Annotated in this window: 17 protein-coding genes; 7 read left to right on the forward strand and 10 right to left on the reverse strand. The window is 51.4% G+C overall.

From position 1 onward, the window contains the following. Positions 1-42 precede the first annotated feature (42 nt). From LQ777_RS08965 to LQ777_RS08975, 3 genes are all read right to left on the reverse strand, one after another. Positions 43-789, reverse strand: coding sequence for a hypothetical protein (locus tag LQ777_RS08965; protein ID WP_232562178.1), 747 nt, complete (start codon positions 787-789; stop codon positions 43-45). Then, the gene (locus LQ777_RS08970; RefSeq protein ID WP_232562179.1) at positions 789-1,451 is read right to left on the reverse strand and encodes an RNA polymerase sigma factor; all 663 of its coding nucleotides are present in this window, start codon (positions 1,449-1,451) and stop codon (positions 789-791) included. The genes LQ777_RS08965 and LQ777_RS08970 overlap by 1 nt, the downstream gene beginning before the upstream one ends. Before the next feature lie 249 nt (positions 1,452-1,700). Then, positions 1,701-2,588, reverse strand: coding sequence for a lytic transglycosylase domain-containing protein (locus LQ777_RS08975; RefSeq protein WP_341871371.1), 888 nt, complete (start codon positions 2,586-2,588; stop codon positions 1,701-1,703). Between the two features lie 253 nt (positions 2,589-2,841). Here LQ777_RS08975 and LQ777_RS08980 point away from each other — a divergent pair, with 253 nt between their 5' ends. Further along, positions 2,842-4,548 (forward strand): IlvD/Edd family dehydratase, encoded by a 1,707-nt coding sequence (locus tag LQ777_RS08980; protein WP_232562180.1) that lies wholly within the window; start codon positions 2,842-2,844, stop codon positions 4,546-4,548. Positions 4,549-4,580: 32 nt separating this feature from the next. Then, positions 4,581-5,348: an SDR family NAD(P)-dependent oxidoreductase gene (locus LQ777_RS08985; RefSeq protein WP_232562181.1), complete on the forward strand. Its 768-nt coding sequence runs from the start codon at positions 4,581-4,583 to the stop codon at positions 5,346-5,348. 26 nt (positions 5,349-5,374) lie between these two features. Here LQ777_RS08985 and LQ777_RS08990 read toward each other — a convergent pair whose 3' ends face one another. From LQ777_RS08990 to LQ777_RS09020, 7 genes are all read right to left on the reverse strand, one after another. After that, positions 5,375-6,295: an EamA family transporter gene (locus LQ777_RS08990; protein WP_232562182.1), complete on the reverse strand. Its 921-nt coding sequence runs from the start codon at positions 6,293-6,295 to the stop codon at positions 5,375-5,377. A gap of 118 nt (positions 6,296-6,413) precedes the next feature. Further along, complete coding sequence (locus tag LQ777_RS08995; RefSeq protein ID WP_232562183.1) at positions 6,414-7,841, reverse strand: leucine-rich repeat domain-containing protein; 1,428 nt, start codon at positions 7,839-7,841, stop codon at positions 6,414-6,416. A gap of 96 nt (positions 7,842-7,937) precedes the next feature. Further along, complete coding sequence (locus LQ777_RS09000) at positions 7,938-10,796, reverse strand: M16 family metallopeptidase (protein ID WP_232562184.1); 2,859 nt, start codon at positions 10,794-10,796, stop codon at positions 7,938-7,940. A 172-nt stretch (positions 10,797-10,968) separates the two neighbouring features. Beyond that, positions 10,969-11,946: a lipid A deacylase LpxR family protein gene (locus tag LQ777_RS09005; RefSeq protein WP_232562185.1), complete on the reverse strand. Its 978-nt coding sequence runs from the start codon at positions 11,944-11,946 to the stop codon at positions 10,969-10,971. Between the two features lie 130 nt (positions 11,947-12,076). Further along, on the reverse strand, positions 12,077-12,262 hold the full coding sequence (locus tag LQ777_RS09010; RefSeq protein WP_232562186.1) for a CsbD family protein: 186 nt from the start codon (positions 12,260-12,262) through the stop codon (positions 12,077-12,079). A gap of 59 nt (positions 12,263-12,321) precedes the next feature. Beyond that, positions 12,322-13,470, reverse strand: a complete 1,149-nt coding sequence (locus LQ777_RS09015) for a flavin-containing monooxygenase (RefSeq protein WP_232562187.1) — start codon at positions 13,468-13,470, stop codon at positions 12,322-12,324. A 72-nt stretch (positions 13,471-13,542) separates the two neighbouring features. Continuing rightward, positions 13,543-13,992, reverse strand: coding sequence for a DUF2147 domain-containing protein (locus LQ777_RS09020; RefSeq protein ID WP_232562188.1), 450 nt, complete (start codon positions 13,990-13,992; stop codon positions 13,543-13,545). Between the two features lie 206 nt (positions 13,993-14,198). Between LQ777_RS09020 and LQ777_RS09025 the strand changes: the two genes are divergently transcribed. From LQ777_RS09025 to LQ777_RS09045, 5 genes are all read left to right on the forward strand, one after another. Continuing rightward, entirely contained in the window at positions 14,199-14,729 is a 531-nt protein-coding gene (locus LQ777_RS09025) for an acyl-CoA thioesterase (protein WP_232562189.1), read from the forward strand. 84 nt (positions 14,730-14,813) lie between these two features. After that, complete coding sequence (locus LQ777_RS09030; RefSeq protein WP_232562190.1) at positions 14,814-16,085, forward strand: dicarboxylate/amino acid:cation symporter; 1,272 nt, start codon at positions 14,814-14,816, stop codon at positions 16,083-16,085. A gap of 154 nt (positions 16,086-16,239) precedes the next feature. Beyond that, a complete protein-coding gene (locus LQ777_RS09035) occupies positions 16,240-16,719 on the forward strand; it encodes a hypothetical protein (protein ID WP_232562191.1) in 480 nt (159 codons plus the stop codon). 275 nt (positions 16,720-16,994) lie between these two features. Then, entirely contained in the window at positions 16,995-19,049 is a 2,055-nt protein-coding gene (locus tag LQ777_RS09040) for a M3 family metallopeptidase (RefSeq protein WP_232562822.1), read from the forward strand. Between the two features lie 677 nt (positions 19,050-19,726). Next, entirely contained in the window at positions 19,727-24,994 is a 5,268-nt protein-coding gene (locus LQ777_RS09045; protein WP_232562192.1) for a beta strand repeat-containing protein, read from the forward strand. Positions 24,995-25,016: the final 22 nt, after the last annotated feature.

The following is a 25,016-nucleotide window of genomic DNA, read 5'->3' on the forward strand; positions in this document are numbered from 1 at the left end:
CCTTTGTGAATAAAATAACAGGTAGAAATTTCGTTCGACACATTAGGGTTCATTGGCGGCTAACTCGGCTAGTAATTGACTGGCTTGCTTGCCGAAATACGGCGTTGTCTGTAGGGTCGTAAGTTCGGCCTTGGCCCGGTCCAGCTGTTCGGTTTGCAGGTAGCCGAGTGCCAGCAGGTAACGGGCGTTGGCCTGCCAGTCGGGTAGCGGACAGTTACGGGCCGGTTCCAGGACCGTAATGGCTTTGGCGGGTTCACGGCTTTGAAGCAGGCGTAATCCCAGCCGTATCGCTGATGTATCGCGGCTGATTGCCTGTTGTTTTTCCAACTGGTCGGGACCGGGCGCTGTGAGCAGTGGCTCGCCATTCTGGGTAATCGAATCGAGCCGAAGGTCATTTTCCAGGAAGCGATTGGCAACGTCGGCGGGCGACGATGCGGTGTATCGATTGATTAGGAAGAACCAGCCCAGACCGAGCAGTAGGAAAACGCTGGCCGCAACGGCCATGTACCGCCACAGCGGCTGCCACTGGCCAAACGGAACGATGCGACCGGCTGGTTGCGCAGGCGGTTGAATCGCTCCCTGACTGACCAGTTCGGCATGGCGGGCAACCATTTCGTCGCGGTAGGCTAACCGGCGTAGCGCGTTTCGCATGGTTTGTAGCCGGGCGGTTTCGCTGGCCAGTTCCGGGTTGCTCGTGAGCTGATGTTCAAATTGAGTCTGGTCCGTAGCCGACAGCCGCCCTGCGACGTAATCTTCGGCCCGCTCGAAATCAGATTGGGAAAGCGACATTACAAATACGATTTTTTTAGTTGGTTAAAAGACTGCCTAAGACTCAGCACGCAATTGCGTCGTTGCTGACGTAAATTTGCTTCGTTAATGCCAAGTTGCCGGGCCGCTTCCCGATCGGGAACATCATCGATGTAAAAAAGCTGCAAAATCGTCTGACAACGATCTTTCAGACCCGACAAGGCAATCTTGAGTGGCTCCAGCGCCCAGCTGTGGTCGTCAACCTCGTTTTGAAGCAGCCATTCAGCTTTTTCCTCGCCCGATATTCCCGATGATTCGTCGGAGTCATCGGCGGCTTGTTCGGCAAAGGGCGACACTTCCTGACGTCGTTTATCTTTGTCATACATGTTCAGGAGCGTAAATCGGCAAACGCTGTAAGCATAGGTGGTAACTTTGGCTTTCTCATGGCTAAAGCGACCGCTTAGGATTTTGTCTTTGACGACGGCCATCCCTTCGGTGTAAGCCGAAATCAGCGTGTCGTAATCGTAATTCTGACGCGACTGTGGTACGACAAACTGATTGTGAACCTGAATCATTAGATAATCCCAAGCCCGTTGATTGTTTTCTGTAAGCGCTTGGTAAAGAGCTTGTTCATTCTGTTGGAACGAATCTGGCGACGACTGTGTAGCTACTTTATTGACAGAATTACGAAAGAATGCGGCCATTATCTGTGCGGAACAATAAGTGGATAGTTTTACTAAAGAGTAAGAAATAGACTTTATTTAATGAAAGCAAAAATAAGCCTACGATACACAGGTATTCTATCCCGGCCGGTTCTCAACGAAACAATTTATTGGTAACGCGAAGTCAGACAGTTTACAAGGTTGATAGAACAGTAACGAAAATGTGAATAAAAAAATAAGGTCCGTTTCTTGCGGACCTTATACTACTATAAATTTTTCGTAAACACGGGCTTATCCCAAATGAGGTATCATAGCCGGTTGAAACCGGTAGGCCGTCTGTGGAGCAGGCGTGAGAAACGACGAATAATCATTGGGACGCGACATTACTTCTTTGTAAAGTAGCACACGATACAAGTAATACCGGGTTTCGCGGGGAAGATTCATGCGGTAGTAATCGCGGTGTTCCTGACGTTTCAACTGGTTCTTCATCAATCCCGGTCCGGCGTTATACGCTGCGGCTACCAGCGACCATGACCCTAACTGATCGTACAGTTTGCGGAGGTATCGACAGGCTGCGTCGGTTGCTTTATGAACGTTGAAGCGCTCATCGGTACGTCCGCTAACCCGTAAGCCTAAGGCACGGGCGGTGCCGGGCATCAACTGCCAATAACCAGCCGCTCCCGCCCGTGAAACAGCTTTCGGGCGTAGCGCGCTTTCGGCAAGAGGAACGTAGCGAAAATCGTCGGGTATGTCGTATTTCTCCAGAATCGGGTCAATAACCGGGAAAAAAGCTTCGGCCCGTTGGCGAAGGCCGCCCAGGTCAGTAGCGTGACTGCGAAAAAGCGTGAACACATGCTTCCAGCGGTCTACCACGTCGGTCTGATCAAGTGGTAAGCATTCTCCGCAGAAATTTACATCAAGTAGCGGCAGATCCGGCGCATTGAGCGAAGTTGGCAGCAGCGCGGCTTTGGCGGTAGCTCGGCCCATATCCGACCGGGTGGCATCGGATTGGACCAAGCTGGATGGCATCAGTTGGGAATGGTGCGCATCCGATCGGGACTCTATACCCATCAGGGAGGGATTCTGATTGGGTATCAGTGGGGCGGTAAACTTCGCAGCGACCGTGATAGCCGGACGAACAACGGCCATCAATAGAGAAAATCCAACTCGTTTCAGCAAAACATAATTGTGATGGTACTAGGGGTTTAACGTCAGCTAAGCGCTTTTTAGTTTGTTGATTGTCAATATTTTACATGGACTGCCTGGCTGAACCGTATGTGCTTGCCTGATACCGTTCAGTAAACAAATTGAAAATCAGCGCCTTAAAAAAATCCACAGAGAAATTTCAAACGACTGGTAGATTATCCCCGGGAAATTCTTTTTTTGGCACTTAATTAATGTTCACTGGCTCCGGCCAACTGCTTACAGAAAAATGCCTTTACGTTCCCGAGACTGGTTTGGCCGCACCGGCAAAGACGGCTTTATTTATCGTGCCTGGATGAAAAACCAGGGTTTTCCGCACCATGAGTTTGAAGGAAAACCGGTTATTGGCATTTGTAATACCTGGTCGGAACTGACGCCCTGTAATGCTCATTTTCGCGAACTGGCCGAAGCCATTAAGCGGGGAGTTTGGGAAGCGGGCGGTTTTCCGCTGGAATTTCCGGTGATGTCGCTCGGCGAATGTCAGATCAAACCGACGGCGATGTTGTTTCGCAATCTGGCGAGCATGGACGTTGAGGAAAGTATCCGGGGCAACTCCATCGACGCCGTTATTTTGATGTGTGGCTGCGACAAAACGACGCCGTCACTCGTCATGGGAGCGTGCAGTGTTGATATTCCTACGCTTGTTGTGTCGGGCGGACCGATGCTAGCCGGGCGGTTCCAAGGCCGGAAAATCGGTACCAGCGACTTATGGCGGTTTGCCGAATCGTATAAAATGGGTGAAATGAGCCAGGCGGAGTTCGTGGATGCCGAAGCAAGCATGGCCCGGTCGCAGGGACACTGTGCCGTGATGGGAACCGCATCGACAATGGCTGCTATGGTCGAGTCGCTGGGTCTGGCCCTTCCCGACAACGCAACCATCCCGGCAGCCGATTCGCGCCGGAAAGTACTCGCGCACCTGACGGGTATGCGGGCGGTCGAGCTGGCGCGTCAGGGGGTAACGCCCTCGAAAATTCTTACTCGTGAGGCTTTCGAGAACGCGATTATGGTCAATGCGGCTTTGGGTGGCTCAACCAATTTTATTCTTCACCTGATGGCGATTGCGGGTCGGGTTGGTGTCGATCTGTCGCTGGACGACTTCGATACGCTGTCGGCTAAAATTCCCTTGTTGACCAACCTGCAACCGTCTGGTGAACATTTTGTAGAAGACTTATTTTACGCCGGTGGCTTACCTGCGGTCATTCGTGAACTGCGCGATTACCTGCACAACGACGCCATGACGGTGAATGGTCAGACCATCGGCGAGAATTGCATCGACGCCCGCTGTTACGACCCTGCCGTGATCGCCACGGTAATCGAACCCTTCAAGCCGGAGTCGGGTATTGCGGTATTACGAGGAAACCTTTGTCCGAACGGAGCCGTATTGAAACCGTCGGCTGCTTCGCCGAGCTTGATGCAACACACGGGCCGAGCCGTGGTTTTCGAAAATATTGACGACTACAAAGCCCGCGTGGACGACCCTAATCTGGACGTTGACCCAAGCTGTGTGCTGGTTCTGAAAAATGTCGGTCCAAAAGGGTATCCGGGGATGCCCGAGGTAGGTAACATGCAGCTTCCAGCCAAGATTCTGGCGATGGGCGTTCACGACATGGTTCGCATCTCCGACGGGCGGATGAGTGGTACAGGCTTTGGAACGGTCGTCTTGCACGTTTCGCCGGAAGCCGCTGTGGGAGGGAATCTGGCGCTTGTTCAGAATGGCGACCTGATTACCCTCGACGTAGAAAACCGGAGTCTCCATCTGCACGTATCCGATGAGGAACTGGCCGGGCGACTTGTCCATTTCAAACCAATCGATCTTGGTTACGACCGTGGCTACGTTAATCTGTACATCCGAAACGTGACTCAGGCGCACGAAGGAGCCGATTTTGACTTCCTAAAAGGTGGCTCAGGAAGCGAAGTTAAACGAGATTCGCACTAATTTGCCGCTACCGAAACAGGAGAAATTCAGTTATGACTGCACCATTTGCAAACCTGACCGCGCTCATCACAGGAGCCGGTCAGGGAATTGGTTTTGCCATTGCCAGTGCGCTGGCCAAACAGGGGGCCAACGTACTACTCAACGATTATGATGAAACATTGGCCCGTAAAGCGGCTGATGTTATCCAGCAGGAAGGCTACAGTTGTCAGCCATTCCCCGGCGACGCATCCGATGTGTCATTTATCGAGCAGATGGTTCATGAAGCTGTCCGGCTATTCGGCTCCGTGGACATTGCTATTGCTAACGCCGGTATAACCGTCTTTGGGGATATTTTCACGACGACTCCCGATGCCTTTCAACAGATCGTTAATGTCAATTTGCGGGGAAGTTTCTTTCTGGCGCAACTAGCAGCTCGTCAAATGCGCGAACAGGGGAAGGGGGGAAGTGTACTATTTATGTCGTCGGTGGTAGGACATCAGGCGCATCCGGGTTTGCCCGTCTACAGCATGACCAAAGCAGGGTTGGAAATGCTGGCCAAGCAACTGGTCATCGATTTTTCACCCCTCGGTATCACGATAAATGCCATAGCGCCCGGTGCTACACTAACCGAACGAACGCTGGACGATCCGACTTATATTCCCATCTGGTCACGTATCACGCCGATGGGTCGCCCGGCCAGGGTAGACGATATTGCCAATGCTGCCTTGTTCCTGGTGTCACCCGCATCGCGGCACATTACCGGTCAGAGCCTGGTCGTAGACGGCGGCTGGACGAGTATCAGTCCACCTCCTGTTGAATAAGTAGCGTGTAAGTAACGCGGACCGCGTTACTTACGACCCAGGGTTATCAGCACAACGCCGACCAGAGCGATTAAGGCACCAATAAGCGACTGGCTGGAGAAAATTTCACCGGCGAAAAAAGTACCCAGCAGCATCGCTACAACGGGGTTGACGAACGCGTAGGTGGACAGCAGTTGCGGAGGTGCATTCCGGGCCAGCCAGGCGTAGGACGAAAAGCCAACAATACTACCAAAAACAACCAGGTAGAACATAGACCAGATGGCTTTGGGCGGGGCAACCAGTAGGCTCCAGGGCGTAACCGGTTCCATCGCCAGGCTGATAAGCAGAAGTACCACCCCGCCAACAATCATTTGAATACCACTCGAAATGGTACCCGACGGTAGCGATACTCGGGGAGCCAGTAAGGTACCAATCGCCCACGCAAAATTCCCAAAAACCACCAGGCTCGATCCAACCAGATTCGCGTGCATACCACCTGTGCCCTGTAATTTATCCGGCTTAATCAGAAAATAAATACCAGCCAGCCCCACCACTAGCCCGGCCAGGGCCATGTTTGTCGGGCGCTGCCGACCGAACGATACCCAGTTAAGCGTCAGCAGAAAAACGGGGAGCATACCACCCAGCAAGGCGGCCACGCCGGTCGGGATATATTGAATGCCAAGCGTTAGACAGCCGTTTGAAATAGTCAGCAGTAAGACACCGATAATACCCGCCGACCGCCATTCGACTCGGGTGGCGCGGGGTGTACCGGTCAAACGCGCGTAGCTATACAAGAGAATACCCGCTACGATATAACGCATTGCCGCCATGTAAAGTGGGGGCATCTGTTCGGTCATAAAATGAATGAACAGATACGTTGACCCCCACAGGATATACACCGAAAGTAAGGCAGACCAGAGGGTTACACGATTGGGAGTTGGTGAAATGGATGGGGAAACGGCTTGCATACTAGTAACAACTTGCTGTCGGTGTAACGCAGATCCATTCACTTTTTCTCCGCCAAACTGTTTCTTTTTTGTGTTATCTATGATTGATTATGAAGATTCTAAGCAAAATTTTATTTGGTTAATAGAAAACTTCGGTTCGGTTTGCTTCCAACTGGTGAATAAGTGGAGCGTAAGGCCCGGTTTTAACCTTCTCGCCAGAGAGTGGGTTTGAGCGCAGGTGCAATTTTTTCAACCGCTTCAACGCTCCCAGTGAGCGGGGTAAATCCTGCAAGTTGTTGTTGCTCAGATCCAGTTCCTCCAGCGAAGGCAACTCCGCTAAAACGTTTGGCGCTACGCTGAACCAATTGTAACCCAGATCAAGAACGGTCAGGTTCGTCATTTTGTCAAACGCCGTGGGTAACTGGCTAAGGCGGTTGTGATGAGCGTATAGAACCTGTAACCGATGAAGCTTCGTGAGCGATTTTGGTAGTTCTTTAAGGTCGTTGTGCGCAACGGCCAACTGTTCCAACCGTTTCATCTTGCCAAGCTGCGATGGTAGTTCGGTGAACTTGTTGTAGTAAAGATCTAAAACCCGAACGTGCTTCAAGCGTCGGATGCCTTTTGGTAATTGAGTAAGTCCAGCATTGTACAAATTAAGATCGTTGAGCCGGCGCAAACTTCGCAGTGTTTTTACGTCTAGCTCTTTCAACTTGTTATTACCCATCCACAAACTCTCAAGCCGACGGTTTTGCCGCACTGAATTCGGAATGCGCGTTAGCTTATTGCCTTGGAGGTTTAATGCCACCAGATGTTTGTTGGACGTAATAAACACACTATCGTCGGGGATGGCGTTGTAAAGCAAACTCAGCCGTTTAAGCGTAGGAATAGCAGCCGTAAGCCGCGCGGGTAGTTCGTGCAGGTTGTTTTTTGATAAGTCCAGTTCTTCGAGTCTAGGAAACCGGTAAACGATTTCGGGCACGGAGGATAATTCTAACTGGTTAAATGCCAGCATGGTGACGGTGTCGGGGCGCGTTGTTTTTTCGGCGGCTTCCAGGGTACTGATAATACCCGCTCCCCGCCGAACCGTGCGCCTTTGGGGAATCGTGCCAAACGAAGTCATGCTCGACCATCGAAAGCCAGTAGACGTTTTCAAAGGAAACGGGCGTTGTGTATACCATTCGGTTAAAATTTCTATGAGCTTGCTTTCCTGCCCGTTAGTCAGATCGCGGCCCGAAAAGGAGCATAGGACCAACTCGTAGGTTCCGTCAGGACGGATAAACTCCTGCGTTTGAAGCAGTATGCCCTGCACCGGCAAACGCTTTTTGTTGCGCTGAGTAAAGTCGAAAAACTGTTGAGTTCGGGTGTTTAGCGTGTCGGTAAAGAGCTTTCCCTGACGGGTAAAAACGCCCTGCTGACCAGCAACTCGGGCAAAAGCGGGCGAGTACTTTTTTTCGAGTTGGGCCACCGATAGATTCAACCGTGTGGTGTCCCGTAGCAAGACAACCTGAGTTTGCGCCCAACCAGACGCCCAAAGGAAACCGAAGAATAGCGTGAGCAAATAGTTCATGAAACGAGAGTTATAGGAGTATGACGAGATTTATAGTTATATTCCATAAAAAAGAACCTGGATTTTTTGACGTGTAAATCCAGGTTCTATCATACGTTAGTTTTTCGAGCCGTTACCGACCGACGAAGCCGGTTGTGTTTTCGCTTTTTCGGCGATTTTTTTAGCCGCGTTTTCAAAATCACCGGCTTTCACAATCGTGAGTTTGTTATAGTCGATGTATTTTTTCACGGCGTTGTTCACCTGCTCGGGCGTCAAAGCGGCAATCCGTTTTTCGTACTCTGTATCGTAGGCGAAGGTCCGGCCTTCGGCTTTGGTCAGGTACTGCGCCAACTTGCGCGTGAGGATGCCGTCCTGTGATCGCTCAACCTGATTGTTCTGAAGCACAGCCGTTTTGGCGGCTTTCAGTTCGTCGGCGGTGATACCATCTTTAACGAGTTTCTCGATTTCTTCTTTGTACGCTTTCTCCAACCGCTCCGAGTTTTCGGGATTGTAAATGGCGTACGAACCGAAGTTGGCTACTTTATCGTTATCGTCGGCATAAATGTATGAACCAACGCCGTAGCTAACACCTTCTTTCTGACGAATGCGGGTAGCGAGCCGTGAGTTCAGAAACCCATCGCCGAGGATGTAGTTCGCCATGTAGAGGGCGGGGTAGTCGGGATCATCGTCGCGCATCGGAAATTTCAGACCGCTGACAAACATCGCATTTGCTTTATCGCTGGTCTGGATCGATTCCGATTTATTCTTCAGATCGGCAAACAGTTGCGTTGGCACACGGGTAAACGGCTTAGCGGCTTTCCATTTGCCCAGATCATTCTTTAGCGTTGTCCGTATCAACGGTTCATCGAACGCGCCAACGACTGAAACAACGGCGTTCTGAGCGCCGTAGAAGTCTTTGTAAAATTGACGTACATCGTTGATCGTCAGCTTTTTAATTTCATCGATTTCCTCATCGAACGTTTTTGTGTACCAGACGTGGCCCTTCGGGTATGGGTTCATGGTGCGTTCGGCCACATTGAATGCGATGGCCTGTGGCTCCTGCTTCTGTGACTCAATCTGCGCCAGCCGTTCTTCTTTTAGCTTGTTAAACTCTGCTTCGGGAAAGGTAGGATTTCGCAGGCCATCGGTAACGAGTTTTAAGACGGCGGGCAAATTCTCTTTCGACGTTTCGACGCTGACCACTACGCTTTGCCCACTGGAATAAACATACGCGCGGGCTTTCAGCTTGTCTAATTCGTCTTTTATCTGCTGGTAGGTTCGTGTTTTGGTCCCCCGCTCGAGCATCGAAGCCGTGAAGCTAGCCGTTGTCATTTTATTGGCCAGACTGCCTTCGTCACCCATGCGGAGCTGGATGCGCATATTCACCGAATTGCCCCGTGTGCTTTTGGGAAGCAAGGCGTATTTCAACCCGTTGGCTTCCTGACCGCGTTTGGTGCGGGCGTCGATGTTGGCGGGCGACGCATCGAAGGCTTCACCAGCCGCTACCATCTGCTCTCCCTTGTAATCTTTTACCAGACTTGCGATGTCGGGAGCCGCCGGAATTTCGGCCCGGTCGGGTTTCTGGTCGGGGTAGAATAGGCCGACGGTTCGGTTGGAAGGCTTTAGGTAAGCGGTAGCCACGCGCTGCACATCCGCCGGGGTTACTTTTCGGATGGCGTCGCGGTAGAGAAATACCAGCCGCCAGTCACCAGCGGCCATGTACTCGCTGAGTTGCAATCCGACGCGGTCTACCTGTTTGAACATCAGTTCGATACCGCTCAGAATTTTTGTTTTGGCGCGTTCAACTTCTTCAGCGGTGGGGGGCTTGCTGGCAATACCGTCCAGGGTATTCATCATAATCGTTCGGGCCGAATCCAGCGAGTTTTCTTTCCGCACCTCGGCGTAGAAATACGCAAAGCCAGGATCATGCAGGGCGGGTGTCCAGCCGTATTGAAAAGCCGCTTTTTTCGATTCGACCAAGGCTTTATACAGCCGTCCCGAAGGCTCGTTGGTCAGAACATCCATCAACACGTCCAGTACCGGATAGTCGGGGTGCGTTCCGGCGGGTGTGTGGTAGGCTGCGGCAACGCCCTGGGTGTCGCCTACCCGTTTGAGCGTAACCGTCCGTTCGCCATCCTGCGTTGGCTCAACGGTGTAAGGTTGTTTAAGAACGCGCGTTGGTTTCGGGACCGGGCTGAAATACTCGTCAATCAATGTCAGCGTTTTGCCTTCATCGAATTTGCCCGCTACGAGCAGAATAGCATTGTCGGGCTGGTAGTATTTCTGATAAAACGCTTTCAGATTGTCGACTGGTACGCGCTCGATATCTTCTTTTGAGCCAATCGTTGACTTGCCGTAATTGTGCCACAGATAAGCCGCCGACAGTACCCGTTCCATCAGCACATACTGCGGGGAGTTTTCGCCCATTTCAAATTCGTTTCGTACGACCGTAAATTCGGTTTCCAGATCTTCTTTTTTGATGAAGCTGTTCACCATTCGGTCGGCTTCGAGGTCGAGCGCCCACTTGAGATTATCGTCTGTCGCCGAGAACGTCTCAAAATAATTGGTGCGGTCGTACCAGGTTGTCCCGTTTGGCCAGGAGCCGTGTTCGGTCAGTTCCTGCGGAATGTTGGTGTGCTTTTTCGACCCTTTGAAGACCATGTGTTCGAGCAGGTGGGCCATGCCGGTTTCACCCAATCCCTCGTGGCGTGAACCAACCATGTACGTCATGTTCACCGTAATAGTGGCTTTGGACGGGTCGGGGAAAAGCAGTACGCGCAACCCATTCTTAAGCTGGTATTCGGTGATACCTTCTACGGAGGTAACTTTGCTGATCCCTTCGGGGAGTGACGTGGTCGTTGACTTGGTCTGAGCAAAGGAAAGCAACTGGCTGCTGAACACCAGTGTTGCCGATAGGGTGGCTCTTCGCGCCCATCTGGACATAAGTTGCCCGCGTCGGGTAAGGGAGGTGGACATAACGAAACGATTAGGTGAGGAAAAAACTAAACGTATAGTTACGCAGGCTTAGCCAGTAAGTCAATGGTGCTGTAAGGCTTTTAACACTTTTTACGTAAACGGTAACCAGATTGGGGTCATCCTTTACAAATCGGTCGTTACCGGCTTAGAATCAGGCGAAAAAAACGGAACGCTAACGACCAAATCGATACGCGACGGATAGACCGGCATACTGTTCGTTGTGTTTCATCGATGCCGCTTCGCGCTGCTTGAACGAGTAAACAACCTGGAACGTCCACCGGGGTTTGGCGAAAACAAGCCCAATATCGTGCCGGTAGAGCCACGGGTTGATCGAAGCCAGAATGGCCCCTTCGTGCGACTCAAAAAGGCTTCCTGCTACCGTCGCATTGTGGACCTGATACTGGTACCGGGGGTGGTAAAAAACATAGAATTCCGCTGAGTTACTACCAGGGCTACTTTTGCGGTCGATGCGGGCGTCGTAGAGTGATGACTGATCGGCTTTCTGGAAAAGACCCAACTGAAACAAAAGACCAGCAGAGGCATTGACAAACGTAGTACCAAACGTTGCCTGCGATGTGCCGTGCACATCAAACCATCGCCTGCGCCACGAAACGGGGATAAACGCGTGCCAGTACTGAACCTGTGCGTTGACACCTAGGGCGTCACTTACCTGATAACGCCAGCCCTTGGGGGGTGTCAGATCGAAGGCTGTATGGATAAAAGACTGCGTTTGTTGCGCTAAAGACGCCTTACCGACGGTACCCACCGACAGATTGACGTTCAGAACGTGGCCGCGCTTGTAGAAAAAGGTCATGCCTTTCTGAGCGTACAGATAACCCGCGTACGGACGGTCGAACTGGTCGAGAGCATCGGTTTTGATGTTTTCGGGCGTAAAAATCATCTGCCCGAGTTGATAGGAAGACGTGATTTTGGTGAGTTTACGCGTTTCGTCAATCCGCTGGTTTAGCCGATCCGGTACGTAAGTAAAATTGACGAACAGGCCGTTCGTGTAGTAGCCGTCGTGGTATTGTAAGCAGTAGTTATCATTCTCTGAGGTGACTTTTAGCTCGTACGGATGCTGACAAAAAGTACGGCAAGAATACACCGTCAACAGAAACAGGGTAAGTAGCCATCTGTGGCGAACGTTCATAAACAGGTCAATTGCTACTTACTGTTGGCGAGAGTAATGGCTGTGGATTGGGCAAATTTCGACTGGATACGATTCACAAAAAAGCCGGAACACGATTGGCTCCGGCTTTTTTGCAAGTACTTACCGCTGCTTACAGATCGGCAATTGTTTTATTGATTTCATCCTTGGTCTTACCCGTTTTCTGCTGGACTTTACCCCACATTTCGTCTTCTTTGCCTTCTTCGTAGGTTAGATCGTCGTCGGTAAGGTCGGCATAGGCTTGTTTGATTTTGCCTTTCAGTTCGTTCCAGCCTCCTTTTATGGTTGTCTCGTTCATCGTTGTAGTGGTTATAACATTGAATGATAGCTGTAATCACCCTGATTACGTAAATAGAACTATGCCGGGATGAAATTGTTTTCGACAATCTGTCGGGCAATGGAATTTGAGTCGCTGTTCAGGTTGTAGAGGACCCCCGTTACAGGTGTCGTAAAGCCAAGAAAATAAAGCCCCCGAAGTGCCGACTCATTGAACCACATAGCTTTAGGATATCCGGACTCCGTCAGGATACGGTCGGTTACTACTGGATTAAAAAATGCTGAGAGCGCTGGTCGGTAGCCCGTAGCCAGAATGATCGCATCGAATGGACGTTCGCGCCCATCCGTGAACGTAATTGTTTTAGCATTCACGCGCTCGATGCCCGGTACAACCGTAATGCGTCCGGCCTTGATCTGTGCCAACGTGCCAACGTCAAGGATTGGGGGCTTGCCCCGCCTGGCATTGTACGAAGGCGAATGCGCGGGTTTGCCCAGGCCATAGCCCGATACATCGCCCACGCTCATCGTTTGCGCTGTCCGCGTCACCAAATCGCAGAACCAGTTAGGAAATTTCTTCAGGAAAATGGCCGTCTTCTGACTCGGTCTGCCAAACAGATCGCGCGGGAGGATACTGACCGGGCCGCGAACGGAAATAAACGGTCTGGCTTCGTAATCCAGTAAATCAAGCGCTAGTTCGGCTCCCGTGTTTCCCATGCCTACAACCAGTACGTTCTCATCGCGAAAAGCAGCGCCATTGCGGTATTCGCAACTGTGCCAGATGATGCCTCGAAAATCGCGCTGACCGGGTAGTTCTGGTTTATTCGGCAAGCGATTATAGCCCGTTGCTACCACCACCTGTTCGGCCTCAAACAGATCGGTCGTAGTCTGCACGTTCCAGCGCCCATCGGTTGTGCGGCTGATCTGACTAACCTGCTGATTGAAAAGCGGTCGGATGTTGAAATGATCGGCGTAGCGTTCCAGATAGTCAACGAATTGAAGACGCGGAACATATGTTGGGAAATTGACCGGAAACGGAAAATGGGGCAGCGCCGAATGCTCCTTGACCGTGTGCAGGTGCAGCCGGTCATAGTGATTGCGCCAGGAAAATCCAATGTAATCGCTGGCTTCGATCACCACAAAGGGCTGTTGCCGGTGAGCCAGTTGCCCGGCTATGGCCAATCCAGCTGGTCCGGCACCAATAATCAAGGTTTTAGCGCTACGGGCTTGCATTCAGGTAAGGGAACAACGTTGATTCATTCGTGACGCTACACGCCATAACCGTTCCGGTAAGTCGGTAACCCCTTATTTGATTCGTGTCCAGGTTTGGGTTTTGCCAATCAGCGAAATGCCTAAATAACCGCGAACGTCGAGCGTGTTGGGGTCCTTCAGGGTCATTTTGCAGTTGTATTCTTTACCGTCTTCCGGATTGTAGATCTTGCCGTCGGCCCAGACATTGCCACCATCGTATTTAAAATTATACATAAGCGGTAGATTCATCAGCGGGCGGTTTCGCTTCGATTCGTTGGTGTTGCGGATGTCTGTTTTGGGTTTACCCGTATCCGGATCGTTCGGTTCGCTGATCCACACTAATTTGCCAAAATAAGTACCACCCTGCTTATAAATCTGAACATGACCTTTCTTCGTACCGTTAAGCCAGGTACCGACTACTGCATCGGGATTATCTTTTGGCGCAAAGGCGGTTTGTGTGATGAATAGAATAGCAATTGCAAACAACGTACGCATGGTTTTCATGAGGTTTAGCCGTTAAAGTGAACGAGTGAATTTGCTGTACTAACGTAAATATGTTGCGAAAAGTCTGAACTGCCTCAACGGGCAGCGGGTTTCGCGTAATTTTTCTGGTTTCGCATATTTTCTGTATTTAGCACAAATTGTTTCCGTATTTGTCTTATTCAGGCGATACTGCTAACCCGTCTGTTTTAATCAACCATTGTTTTACTATGTTTCACCGCGACCCGAACCGCAGCTACCCAACCGAAACCGAAACACGGGTAATCGTCCGTTTTCAGGACTGTGACCCGCTGCAACACCTCAACAATTCGAAGTATTTTGATTATTACTTTAATGCCCGCGAGGATCAGGTAGCCACCCTGTACGACTTCAATCCGGGTCAAATGTTTCGGGAATTAAAAACGAGCTGGGTCGTTTATCAGCACCAGATTGCGTACATCCGCCCGGCTATGGTAAGCGAATGGATTCGAATCACGTCGCGCCTTATTTACTACAATGAAGATACGCTCGTTACGGAATTCATCATGACCGACGATGCCAAAACGCACCTCAAAAATGTGCTTTGGATGACTTCGAAATACATCAGCGTATTGACCGGAAAGCGCATTCAGCACGATCCGGCTGTGATGGAATACCTGGCGGCTACCCGGTTGCCAAATGTCGATTATCCAAACGTGGCGTTCAACGACCGCATCCGGGATATTAAGAACCAGCTATTTCCGGTTAAAAGCGTTCAATAGAACTGGAGCTACGGTTTTCGTAGGCAGAAGTGGCAGATTTGGCCGGAAAATGGTAAACTGCAAGCTATAAACCGAAAACAACCTGTGCGTCTCTTAAACAACCTTACCGTTCGCGTCCTGATTGCCATTACGCTGGGTATTCTGACCGGCTATTTTTTTCCAGATACGGCTGCCAAGCTCAAACCGCTGGGTGATCTCTTTATCAACCTGATCAAGATGGTCATTGCGCCGATTATTTTCCTGACCATCGTGCTGGGAATTAGTAACATGGGCGATCTGAAAAAGGTCGGTCGGGTAGGGGGGAAGGCGCTGCTGTATTTTGAAATCGTTACAACGGGGGCGCTGGCAATTGGTTTACTACTGGCTAATCTGATCCGCCCCGGCGAAGGAGTCCAAACGGCTGCGGTGAAGGGCGGAGACATTAGCAAATACACCGAGCAGGGCGCGGGCATGGACTGGACCGAATTCTTTCTGCACGTCATACCGAGCAATGCCGTTAAAGCCTTTGCCGAGGGCGATATTCTGCAAGTGCTGGTCTTTTCGATCTTGTTTGGTGTTGGTCTGACGCGCATGGGCGAATCGGGCAAACCCCTGATTCAAACCTTCGAGCGGCTGTCGAAAGTGTTTTTTAATATCCTGGGCGTGGTCATGGTACTGGCTCCGCTGGGTGCGTTTGGCGGGATGGCGTTCACGATTGGCAAATATGGTCTGAGCACATTGCTGCCGCTGGCCAAGCTGATGGCTACGGTGTACGCAACCATGTTCCTGTTTGTGTTTGTCGTCCTGAACCTGATCATGCGCTACTACAAAATCAGTCTGTGGGCGGTGCTGAAATTTATCAAGGAAGAATTGCTGATCGTTCTGGGTACTTCGTCGTCGGAGTCGGCCTTGCCGCAAATCATGGATAAGCTCGAAAGTCTGGGGTGTTCGCGGTCGGTGGTTGGGCTGGTGGTTCCGGCGGGGTATTCGTTTAATCTGGACGGCACCACGATTTATCTGGTGATGGCAACGATCTTTCTGGCGCAGGTTTTCGGCGTTGATCTGACCCTCGGTCAGGAGCTGACAATCATCGGTATTCTGATGGTTACTTCCAAAGGGGCAGCGGGCGTTACGGGCAGCGGATTTATTGTGCTAGCCAGCACCCTGACAGCCATTAAAGTCATTCCGGTCGAAGGGCTGGCTCTGTTGCTCGGTGTTGACCGGTTTATGTCCGAAGCACGGTCGATTACCAACATCATCGGCAATACGGTTGCTACCCTTTTTATCGCGAATAACGAAGGCGAATTTGACCGTGCGAAATACAATCGGGTAATCCAGCGTGAGTCCGAAAACGAACTGACCGATTATAAATACTAAATTTTTTTCTATCCTAAAAGATAGACTTTCAGTGGATTGGCGCTCAGATGACGACAAAGTAGCTATCTTTTTTGTGCTTATTCGGAGATTTAATTAAACCATTTTGTGGCTTGTTGTTCAAAGGGACAAATACAACCTGAAAACAACAAGTCACATGAAAAAGGCCCTAATGACAGCCGCTACGCTGGTTGTCCTGCTCACGACCAACGTATTCGCGCAACGCTACAACAACGGCTATCCTGCTCAACCGGGTTATAATCAACCTGGATATAATCAGCCGGGCTACGGCAATGGTCAATCAAATTACAACTACGATTTTGACGACAATCAGTTTGAGCGTCATTTGGAATGGTGGGACCGCGAGTTGAATCTGTCCCGTAAGCAGGAGCGCGAAATTCGCCGGATTCGGGATCGATTCGAGCAGCAAACCCGTAGTATAAATCCGCGTGATCCCCGTCAGCGGGATTCCTTCCGGCAGGCTCGCCAGCGTGAATTCTTCGACATGATGGCCGTCTTGAAGCCCGACCAGCGGGACCGGGTGATCGACCACATGCGGCCTTACGAACGTTCGGCTAGTCGGGGACGTGGCTACGGCAACGGTCGTGACTATTACCCAAACCCAAGAAGGTATTAATGCAAGAGGAGTGGTGCGGAAACAGCCGGTCGTTTTGGTCGGCTGTTTTTCTGTTTATTTCCAGCTAAAACCCTTATCTGCGCACCGCTCGACCGTTCATACGACCGCATATGCAACGTCGAATTGATGAAGCCGTCTTTGTTTCGTATTTTTCCAGGAAACTCATACCCCAACGCTGAATGTTCAGACATCAACAGATCACAAAAACGGGTGTATTGCTGGCCATTGCCGCTACAACTGCGCTTGTCCAGCCAGCAGCATCCCAGACATCGAAAATGACGCAAAACCCATTCCTGACGCCGTATACGACACCGCACCAGACGGCTCCATTCGACAAAATTAAAAACGACGATTACCTGCCCGCGTTGAAAGAAGGACTGGCTCAGGGTCGTAAAGACGTAGACGCGATTGCCAACAACCCGGCCAAGCCAACGTTTGAGAATACCATCGTGGCGCTCGAACGCTCCGGCGATCTGTTGGGAAAGGTGACGTCGGTATTGTTTAACCTGAACAGCGCCGAAACAACACCCGAATTACAGAAAATCGTTAAGGAAGCGTCGCCGTTGCTGACCGAATACGGCAACGACATTACGCTGAACGAAAAGTTGTTTTCGCGCGTGAAAGCCGTGTACGACCAACGGGCCAGCCTCAAACTTGATCCGGAAAGCGCCATGCTGCTCGAAAAAGCCTACAAACGGTTTGCTCGTAACGGAGCCAATCTGGACGAGAAAGGTAAAGAGCGGTTGCGGGCTATCGACAAAGAACTTTCCCAACTGTCGCTACAATTCGGCGAAAACGTCCTAAACGAGACCAATGAATTCGTGATGGTCGTAACGGATGAGAAAGACCTCGCTGGTTTGCCTGACTTTGCACGTGAAGCCGCTAAAGCGACGGCGAAGCAGAAGGGTAAAGAAGGCGAATCCACGCGGGGCTGGGCGTTTACGTTGCAGGCGCCTAGCTATGGTCCGTTTATGCAGTACGCCGACAACCGCGAGTTGCGGAAGAAACTGTTCATGGCGTTTAACGGACGCGGATTCCACGGCGACAAAAATGACAACTCGGCCATCATCGGCAAAATTGTCAACCTGCGTTATGAGCGGGCAAATCTGCTAGGCTACAAAACGCACGCTGACTTTGTCCTTGAAGAAAGCATGGCCGGTTCGAAAGACAAGGTTCAGAGTTTTCTGGATGAGTTAGTGACCTACGCACGTCCGGCAGCCGAACGCCAGCTGACCGAGCTGACAACCTACGCCAAGGCGAACGGTTTCAACGAAGACAAGCTTCAGAGCTGGGACAATAGCTACTACGCCGAAAAGCTGAAAAAAGAAAAATACGATCTTGACGACGAAACGTTGAAACCGTATTTTAAGCTGGAGAACGTGCTGAACGGCGTGTTCACAGTTGCTAACAAGCTGTATGGCATCACGTTTAAAGAGCGCAAGGATATTCCGGTTTACAATCCTGAAGTTAAAACCTTCGATGTGTTTGACAAAGATGGCAAATTCGTTGCGGTATTCTACGGTGATTATTTTCCCCGCGAAGGCAAACGGAGCGGTGCGTGGATGAACGACATCCAGGGGCAAAAGATCGAGAAGGGTGAAAACATCCGTCCGCACATTGTCAACGTGTGTAACTTCACCCGCCCAACTGACACGAAGCCTTCCTTGCTGACCTTCTACGAAGTGACTACGCTTTTTCATGAGTTTGGTCATGGTCTGCACGGCATGCTGGCGAACGGCAAGTATGAAAGTCTAAGCGGTACTAGCGTTCCCCGCGATTTTGTTGAGTTGCCGTCGCAGGTAATGGAGAACTGGTGCTATGACCCGGAAGCGCTGAAGCTATTTGCCAAACACTATCAGACTGGCGAAGTAATTCCGAACGAATTGATCGAAAAGATTCGGGCAAGCCAAAATTTCCTGGCTGGTTTGGCTAACCTGCGGCAGATACGGTTTGGACTGGTCGATATGTATTACCACGGTCAGAAGCCGACTGGCGAAACCATCAGTCAGGTTGAAGGTAAAGTTGATTCAGTCGCCAACCTATTCCCGCGTGTCGAAGGTACCGCGTTCAGCCCTGCTTTCTCGCACATCTTTGCAGGTGGGTATTCGGCAGGCTATTACAGTTACAAATGGAGCGAGGTACTGGATGCCGATGCGTTCGAGTTCTTCAAAGAAAAAGGAGGTCTGGAGAATAAAACGGCTGCGGACAGCTTCCGCAAAAACGTGCTGGAAAAAGGAGGTAGCGAAAAGCCAATGGAACTTTACAAAAAATTCCGTGGTCGCGAACCGTCTCCCAAAGCGATGCTCCGCCGGAGTGGATTAATTCTGTAACCGTAAATTCATCCGTTAGCGAAAATAGGGAATCTGCAAGTCGGATTCCCTATTATTTTGTTAGAGTTTATAAAACAAAAATTTTCTTAACAATTTGTTTACTTATAAAAAATTAGGTGGACACATATTTTATAATTTACTTAAGTATAAATTTGATGATACTCAGTAATTATACTTATTTTTTAGATTATTTAATAAGTATAAGTAAGTAAACAAAAATGTAAATTATGAGAGGCCACACGTAATTAAACACCAAAAATGCATATAAAATATAATATAAATTAATTTATTGATAATCAAGCTGTTGCTTTCATATGGTAGTAACTATATGATTTTTAACATACCGAATAAAAGATTTTTCATTGACAATAAAAGTTCATAACAATACATTTAGGCGTCTTTAGTGGGTTTATGGTAACTAAAAATACTCATATAAGAGTTTAGTGGACTATGTAATCAACTAAACGAGTAAACGATAAGAAAAAATGTCAAAAAAATCTACACCCAATCATGTATCGAATCCTTCTGAGCACTACCGCTCCTCATTGAGTTAATAAGCTCACCATATATTTCTAGTTGCTTAACGCGCCTTCGGCGTGAATAGGGTCTCTTTGTGTTTACTTAATCCGTTTGTTTTTAATTCAACTTTTATGAAAAAACCATCTACTTACCTATGTATGAGTCGTTGTCGAGACTGCTTTACATGGGGCCTTATGATGTTGATGGCTTTTGCTTTTCAGGCGAGAGCCCAGCAAAGTGCAGCAACATGCAATACGTTTGCACCGCTTACAAGTCCAACCTTCGGCAATCTGTCAGTTACTTCCAGTCAGATTCCTGTTTTTGGGGGGGATCAGTTTGCAAATAAGGGCAGAGTTATTGATAATGATCTGACGAATACTGCTGCGTATAGTTTCTTAGTGGCGGGATCAGCCTACCTTGAAGTAAAAGACAATAATGCGACCGGGGCAAACCTGTATCCTGCGGGAACATTTGCCGGGTTTGTGGTCAGTGACAACACGATCCTTTCGGCTTTTGGAACAACAACCATTACCACATATGAAGGTAATACGTTGCAGGAGACTAGTACTACTGGTTCGCTACTAGCAACCGGTATTGCGAGTGGCCAAGCACAGCTCGGTTTTATAACAACGAAACCCTTTGATCGAATTCGCGTCACGTTCAGTGCCTTAGGCGCTGGTACTGTGAGTGTTTATTACGCCGTCGTGCAACGATATTGCGCTAGTCAGACTTTGGCCTGTAATACACCGACCCCCGTGAATAATCCGGCATTTGCCGTTGCTGTTAGTCCGGCTAATACTGGGGTTAGTGGGGTTAATGTGGGGTCGATCAGCAACGCGAACAATGCCGTTAGTAACGACAACACTGATTTTGCCTCAGTTAATATAATAGCGAATGTGGGTACGGCTTCGTTTGCTATCAAGGATCAGGTTACAGATTATCCAGCCGGAACATTTGCTGGACTTGATATTTCCAGATCTGGCTTACTGAGTGTCGGTGCTCTGTCAGACCTGACAATATCGACGTATCTGAACGGGGTAGCTACAGGGCAAAGCGTATCGGGATCCAGCCTGCTTGCTGTTGGAAGCTCGATCCTTAACGGTACAGGGCGGCAAACGGTCGGCTTTGTCGCTACCCAGCCCTTTGATGAAATCAAGTTAACGTTCAGCGGAGTTACTATAGGGGTAACCAATATTTACGGTGCTGTTTTTCAGCGGTTCTGTGCAGGAACCCAGTTGGCTTGTAATGTACTTACACCAGTTGCGAATCCTGCTCAGCCTGTTTATGTCGATGGACGGAATACAGGCATTGACGCAACGCTTTGTGCCGCTTGTAGTATCAATAACTCACAAAACGCCATTGACAGCGACCCATCGAACTTTGCTTCAATCGAGTTGACGGCGGGTGTGGCAACGAGTGCAAGCTTCGCTGTGGCGAACGCCATTGATACCTATGCAGTGAACAGTTTTGCCGGGTTTGATATTGAAACGAATTCGCTGCTGAACGCTAACGCGCTGAGTACGGCAACTATCTCGTTGTACAATAATGGAGCGCTGGTCCAGACGGGTACCGGAAATGCGTTGATTGTTGGGGCGACAACTGGCCTGCAGGACGGTAGAAGCCGACAAATTGTTGGTATCGTAGCCAATGTTGCTTACGACGAGGTTAAAGTCACGTTTGCCCAAGTGGCCAGTGCCAACCTCGGAAGCGTACGGATTTACAGCGCCGTACTTGAAAATACGTGTGCTACTTCCATCGTTTGTAACACGGCCTATAATCTAAGCAGCCCAGCATTTCCGGCCGTTATTGACGGGGCTAGAACGGGTGTAAGCGGAGCGGTTGGTGTAACACTCAGTAGCGCTAATGTGCTGAATGCGCAGAATGTTATTTCGGCCAGCACAACGGATTTTGCCCGGATCACAAACACAGCCTCCGTTGCTGCGGTAACCTCAATTGCGGTCCTTGATCCGGTCAATACATTCCCTGTAGGTACTTTTGCCGGATTTACCATAAGACGAGTCAATGGTTTAGTTGCGGCAGACCTGTTTGACCAGCTAACTGTCACTACATATCTGGATGGCGTACAACAAGAGGTCAGAAGTGGCCGTGGTGCTCTACTTGATTTGTCGGTAGCCTTGTTTGGCTCTACCTCTAATTTTGTCAACGTAGGCTTTGCAACAACAAAGGCATTCGACGAAATTCAGCTAAGTGTTGCTCCGCTGGTTGGTCTTGGTGTGTTGGGAGGGGGGCTTGACGTATTTGGTGCCTTCATCGATACCCGTACCTCAACCGGTGGCAGTCTGGTTTGTGCGCTGAATACCAACCCCGATTTCACGGTGACCAACATCAACGTACCCGTCTCGGGCAGTGTGCGCACCAACGACAACGTGCCCGCCGGTACCACCTACGGTCCCGCTGCGACGCTGATCAGCCAGCCAGGGGGCTCGACGCCTACCCTGACGCTCAACAACGATGGCAGCTTCAACTTCACCAGCGCTACGGCGGGTGTGTACGTCTACAGCATCCCCGTCTGCCCCGCCGGTACGACCACGGGCTGCCAGACCCAGACGCTGACGGTGACGGTGCTCAACCCCGGAGTAACCACCAACAATCCGGTGGCTAACCCGGACTTTGCTACCATCACCGGGGCGGCAGCCAATCCTGGCTCGGTGACCATCGATGTGACGGCCAACGACGGACCGGGCAACACGGGTGGCACGCTAGGCACACCCACCATCGCGGCTGCTCCTGCTAACGGGTCGGCCAGCATCAATGGCAGCGGCAACCTGGTCTACACGCCCACGGCGGGTTTTGTGGGCACCGATGTGGTGACTTACCAGGTCTGTGAGACGCCAGGCGGTCTGTGCGCCACGGCGACGGTGACGATCCGGGTCAACGCAGCGGGCAGCCCGGCGGTGGTCTCGATCAACGACGACTATGTCTCTACACCAAATGGCACGCCAGCCACGGGCAACCTGCTGGACAACGACTTGGGCACGGGCCTGACGGTATCGAACCCAGGCACGACCGTTACCTCGTCGGGTACGCTGGTGACGACGGCCAATGGGGGCTTTAGCTTCTCGGCTACTCCCGGCACGACGGGTCCGGCGACGTTCACCTACACGGCCTGCGACAACGCGTCCAACTGCGGCACGGCTACCTTGCATGTGCTGGTGGGCCAACCGGTAACACCGGCTCCGGTGCTGAATACCAACCCTGACTTCACGGTGACTAACATCAACGTACCCGTCTCGGGCAGCGTGCGCACCAACGACAACGTGCCTGCCGGTACCACCTACGGTCCCGCTGCGACGCTGATCAGCCAGCCAGGGGGCTCGACGCCTACCCTGACGCTCAACAACGATGGCAGCTTCAACTTCACCAGCGCTACGGCGGGCGTGTACGTCTACAGCATCCCCGTCTGCCCCGCCGGTACGACCACGGGCTGCCAGACCCAGACGCTGACGGTGACGGTGCTCAACCCAACGGTGACCACCAACAATCCAGTGGCTAACCCTGACTTTGCCACCATCACGGGGGCGGCAGCCAATCCTGGCTCGGTGACCATCGATGTGACGGCCAACGATGGACCGGGCAACACGGGCGGCAGCTTGGGCACACCTACCATCGCAGCAGGACCAGCCAACGGGTCGGCCAGCATCAATGGCAGCGGCAACCTGGTCTACACCCCAGCGGCAGGCTTTGTGGGTACCGATGTGGTGACTTACCAGGTGTGTGAGACGCCGGGTGGTCTGTGTGCGACGGCGACGGTGACGATTCGGGTCAACGCAGCGGGCAGCCCGGCGGTGGTCTCGATCAACGACGACTATGTCTCTACACCAAATGGCACGCCAGCCACGGGCAACCTGCTGGACAACGACTTGGGCACGGGCCTGACGGTATCGAACCCAGGCACGACCGTTACCTCGTCGGGTACGCTGGTGACGACGGCCAATGGGGGCTTTAGCTTCTCGGCTACTCCCGGCACGACGGGTCCGGCGACGTTCACCTACACGGCCTGCGACAACGCGTCCAACTGCGGCACGGCTACCTTGCATGTGCTGGTGGGCCAACCGGTAACACCGGCTCCGGTGCTGAATACCAACCCTGACTTCACGGTGACTAACATCAACGTACCCGTCTCGGGCAGCGTGCGCACCAACGACAACGTGCCTGCCGGTACCACCTACGGTCCCGCTGCGACGCTGATTAGCCAGCCAGGGGGCTCGACGCCTACCCTGACGCTCAACAACGATGGCAGCTTCAACTTCACCAGCGCTACGGCGGGTGTGTACGTCTACAGCATCCCCGTCTGCCCCGCCGGTACGACCACGGGCTGCCAGACCCAGACGCTGACGGTGACGGTGCTCAACCCAACGGTGACCACCAACAATCCAGTGGCTAACCCGGACTTTGCTACCATCACCGGGGCGGCAGCCAATCCTGGCTCGGTGACCATCGATGTGACGGCCAACGACGGACCGGGCAACACGGGCGGCACGCTAGGCACACCCACCATCGCAGTAGGGCCAGCCAACGGCACGGCCAGCATCAATGGCGGTGGCAACCTGGTCTACACCCCAGCGGCAGGCTTTGTGGGTACCGATGTGGTGACTTACCAGGTGTGTGAGACGCCGGGTGGTCTGTGTGCGACGGCGACGGTGACGATTCGGGTCAACGCAGCGGGCAGCCCAGCGGTGGTCTCGATCAACGACGACTATGTCTCTACACCAAATGGCACGCCAGCCACGGGCAACCTGCTGGACAACGACTTGGGCACGGGCCTGACGGTATCGAACCCAGGCACGACCGTTACCTCGTCGGGTACGCTGGTGACCACCGCTTCGGGTAGTTTCACGTTCACCCCCGCAGCGGGAGTAAGTGGTCCGGCGACGTTCACCTACACGGCTTGCGATAACGCATCAAGCTGCGGCACGGCAACCCTGCACGTATTGGTAGGACAACCGCTGCCGGATTTGACGCCGACCATCGAATTACCGTCAAATAACTTCACTGTCTCCGGCGCGGAGTCTGTGAAAAATTTCACGGTGCGAATAGAGGAAGTTGCGGGAGGACAAACGGCTAGTGGTAACATAGTCTTTACGATTACGGCTCCGTTTGGATACTCGCTTGCTTTTGACAATTCATTGACCAATACGGCGGTCTCAGGTGGAGGTAACGTTCCGGTTGATAATACAAAGTGGACCGTTACGTCGAACAATGGATTACAACTGACGCTGAAGATAAACGCTGGACAGTTTATCCCTGCTAGAGGAAACTCGAACATTGGATTCACCATCACGCGCACTGTAACCAATTCGGGAACAACGTCTAATATTACGGTCAATGTGGCCGACGATGCGTCGAAAACTTACGATAGTAAGCCGGAAAATAATATTTACTCGAGAAATATTAACGCTTTGTAAACCAATGTTAGGTACCAGGTAT

This window comes from Spirosoma oryzicola (genome assembly GCF_021233055.1).
In the GTDB taxonomy this organism is placed as follows: Bacteria; Bacteroidota; Bacteroidia; order Cytophagales; family Spirosomataceae; genus Spirosoma; species Spirosoma oryzicola.

Coding starts and splice junctions, on each gene's coding strand:
- LQ777_RS08965 (WP_232562178.1), bottom strand. CDS start 789: ATGTCGCTTTCCCAATCTGATTTCGAGCGGGCCGAAGATTACGTCGCA.
- LQ777_RS08970 (WP_232562179.1), bottom strand. CDS start 1,451: ATGGCCGCATTCTTTCGTAATTCTGTCAATAAAGTAGCTACACAGTCG.
- LQ777_RS08980 (WP_232562180.1), top strand. CDS start 2,842: ATGCCTTTACGTTCCCGAGACTGGTTTGGCCGCACCGGCAAAGACGGC.
- LQ777_RS08985 (WP_232562181.1), top strand. CDS start 4,581: ATGACTGCACCATTTGCAAACCTGACCGCGCTCATCACAGGAGCCGGT.
- LQ777_RS08990 (WP_232562182.1), bottom strand. CDS start 6,295: ATGCAAGCCGTTTCCCCATCCATTTCACCAACTCCCAATCGTGTAACC.
- LQ777_RS08995 (WP_232562183.1), bottom strand. CDS start 7,841: ATGAACTATTTGCTCACGCTATTCTTCGGTTTCCTTTGGGCGTCTGGT.
- LQ777_RS09000 (WP_232562184.1), bottom strand. CDS start 10,796: ATGTCCACCTCCCTTACCCGACGCGGGCAACTTATGTCCAGATGGGCG.
- LQ777_RS09005 (WP_232562185.1), bottom strand. CDS start 11,946: ATGAACGTTCGCCACAGATGGCTACTTACCCTGTTTCTGTTGACGGTG.
- LQ777_RS09010 (WP_232562186.1), bottom strand. CDS start 12,262: ATGAACGAGACAACCATAAAAGGAGGCTGGAACGAACTGAAAGGCAAA.
- LQ777_RS09015 (WP_232562187.1), bottom strand. CDS start 13,470: ATGCAAGCCCGTAGCGCTAAAACCTTGATTATTGGTGCCGGACCAGCT.
- LQ777_RS09020 (WP_232562188.1), bottom strand. CDS start 13,992: ATGAAAACCATGCGTACGTTGTTTGCAATTGCTATTCTATTCATCACA.
- LQ777_RS09025 (WP_232562189.1), top strand. CDS start 14,199: ATGTTTCACCGCGACCCGAACCGCAGCTACCCAACCGAAACCGAAACA.
- LQ777_RS09035 (WP_232562191.1), top strand. CDS start 16,240: ATGAAAAAGGCCCTAATGACAGCCGCTACGCTGGTTGTCCTGCTCACG.
- LQ777_RS09040 (WP_232562822.1), top strand. CDS start 16,995: ATGACGCAAAACCCATTCCTGACGCCGTATACGACACCGCACCAGACG.
- LQ777_RS09045 (WP_232562192.1), top strand. CDS start 19,727: ATGAGTCGTTGTCGAGACTGCTTTACATGGGGCCTTATGATGTTGATG.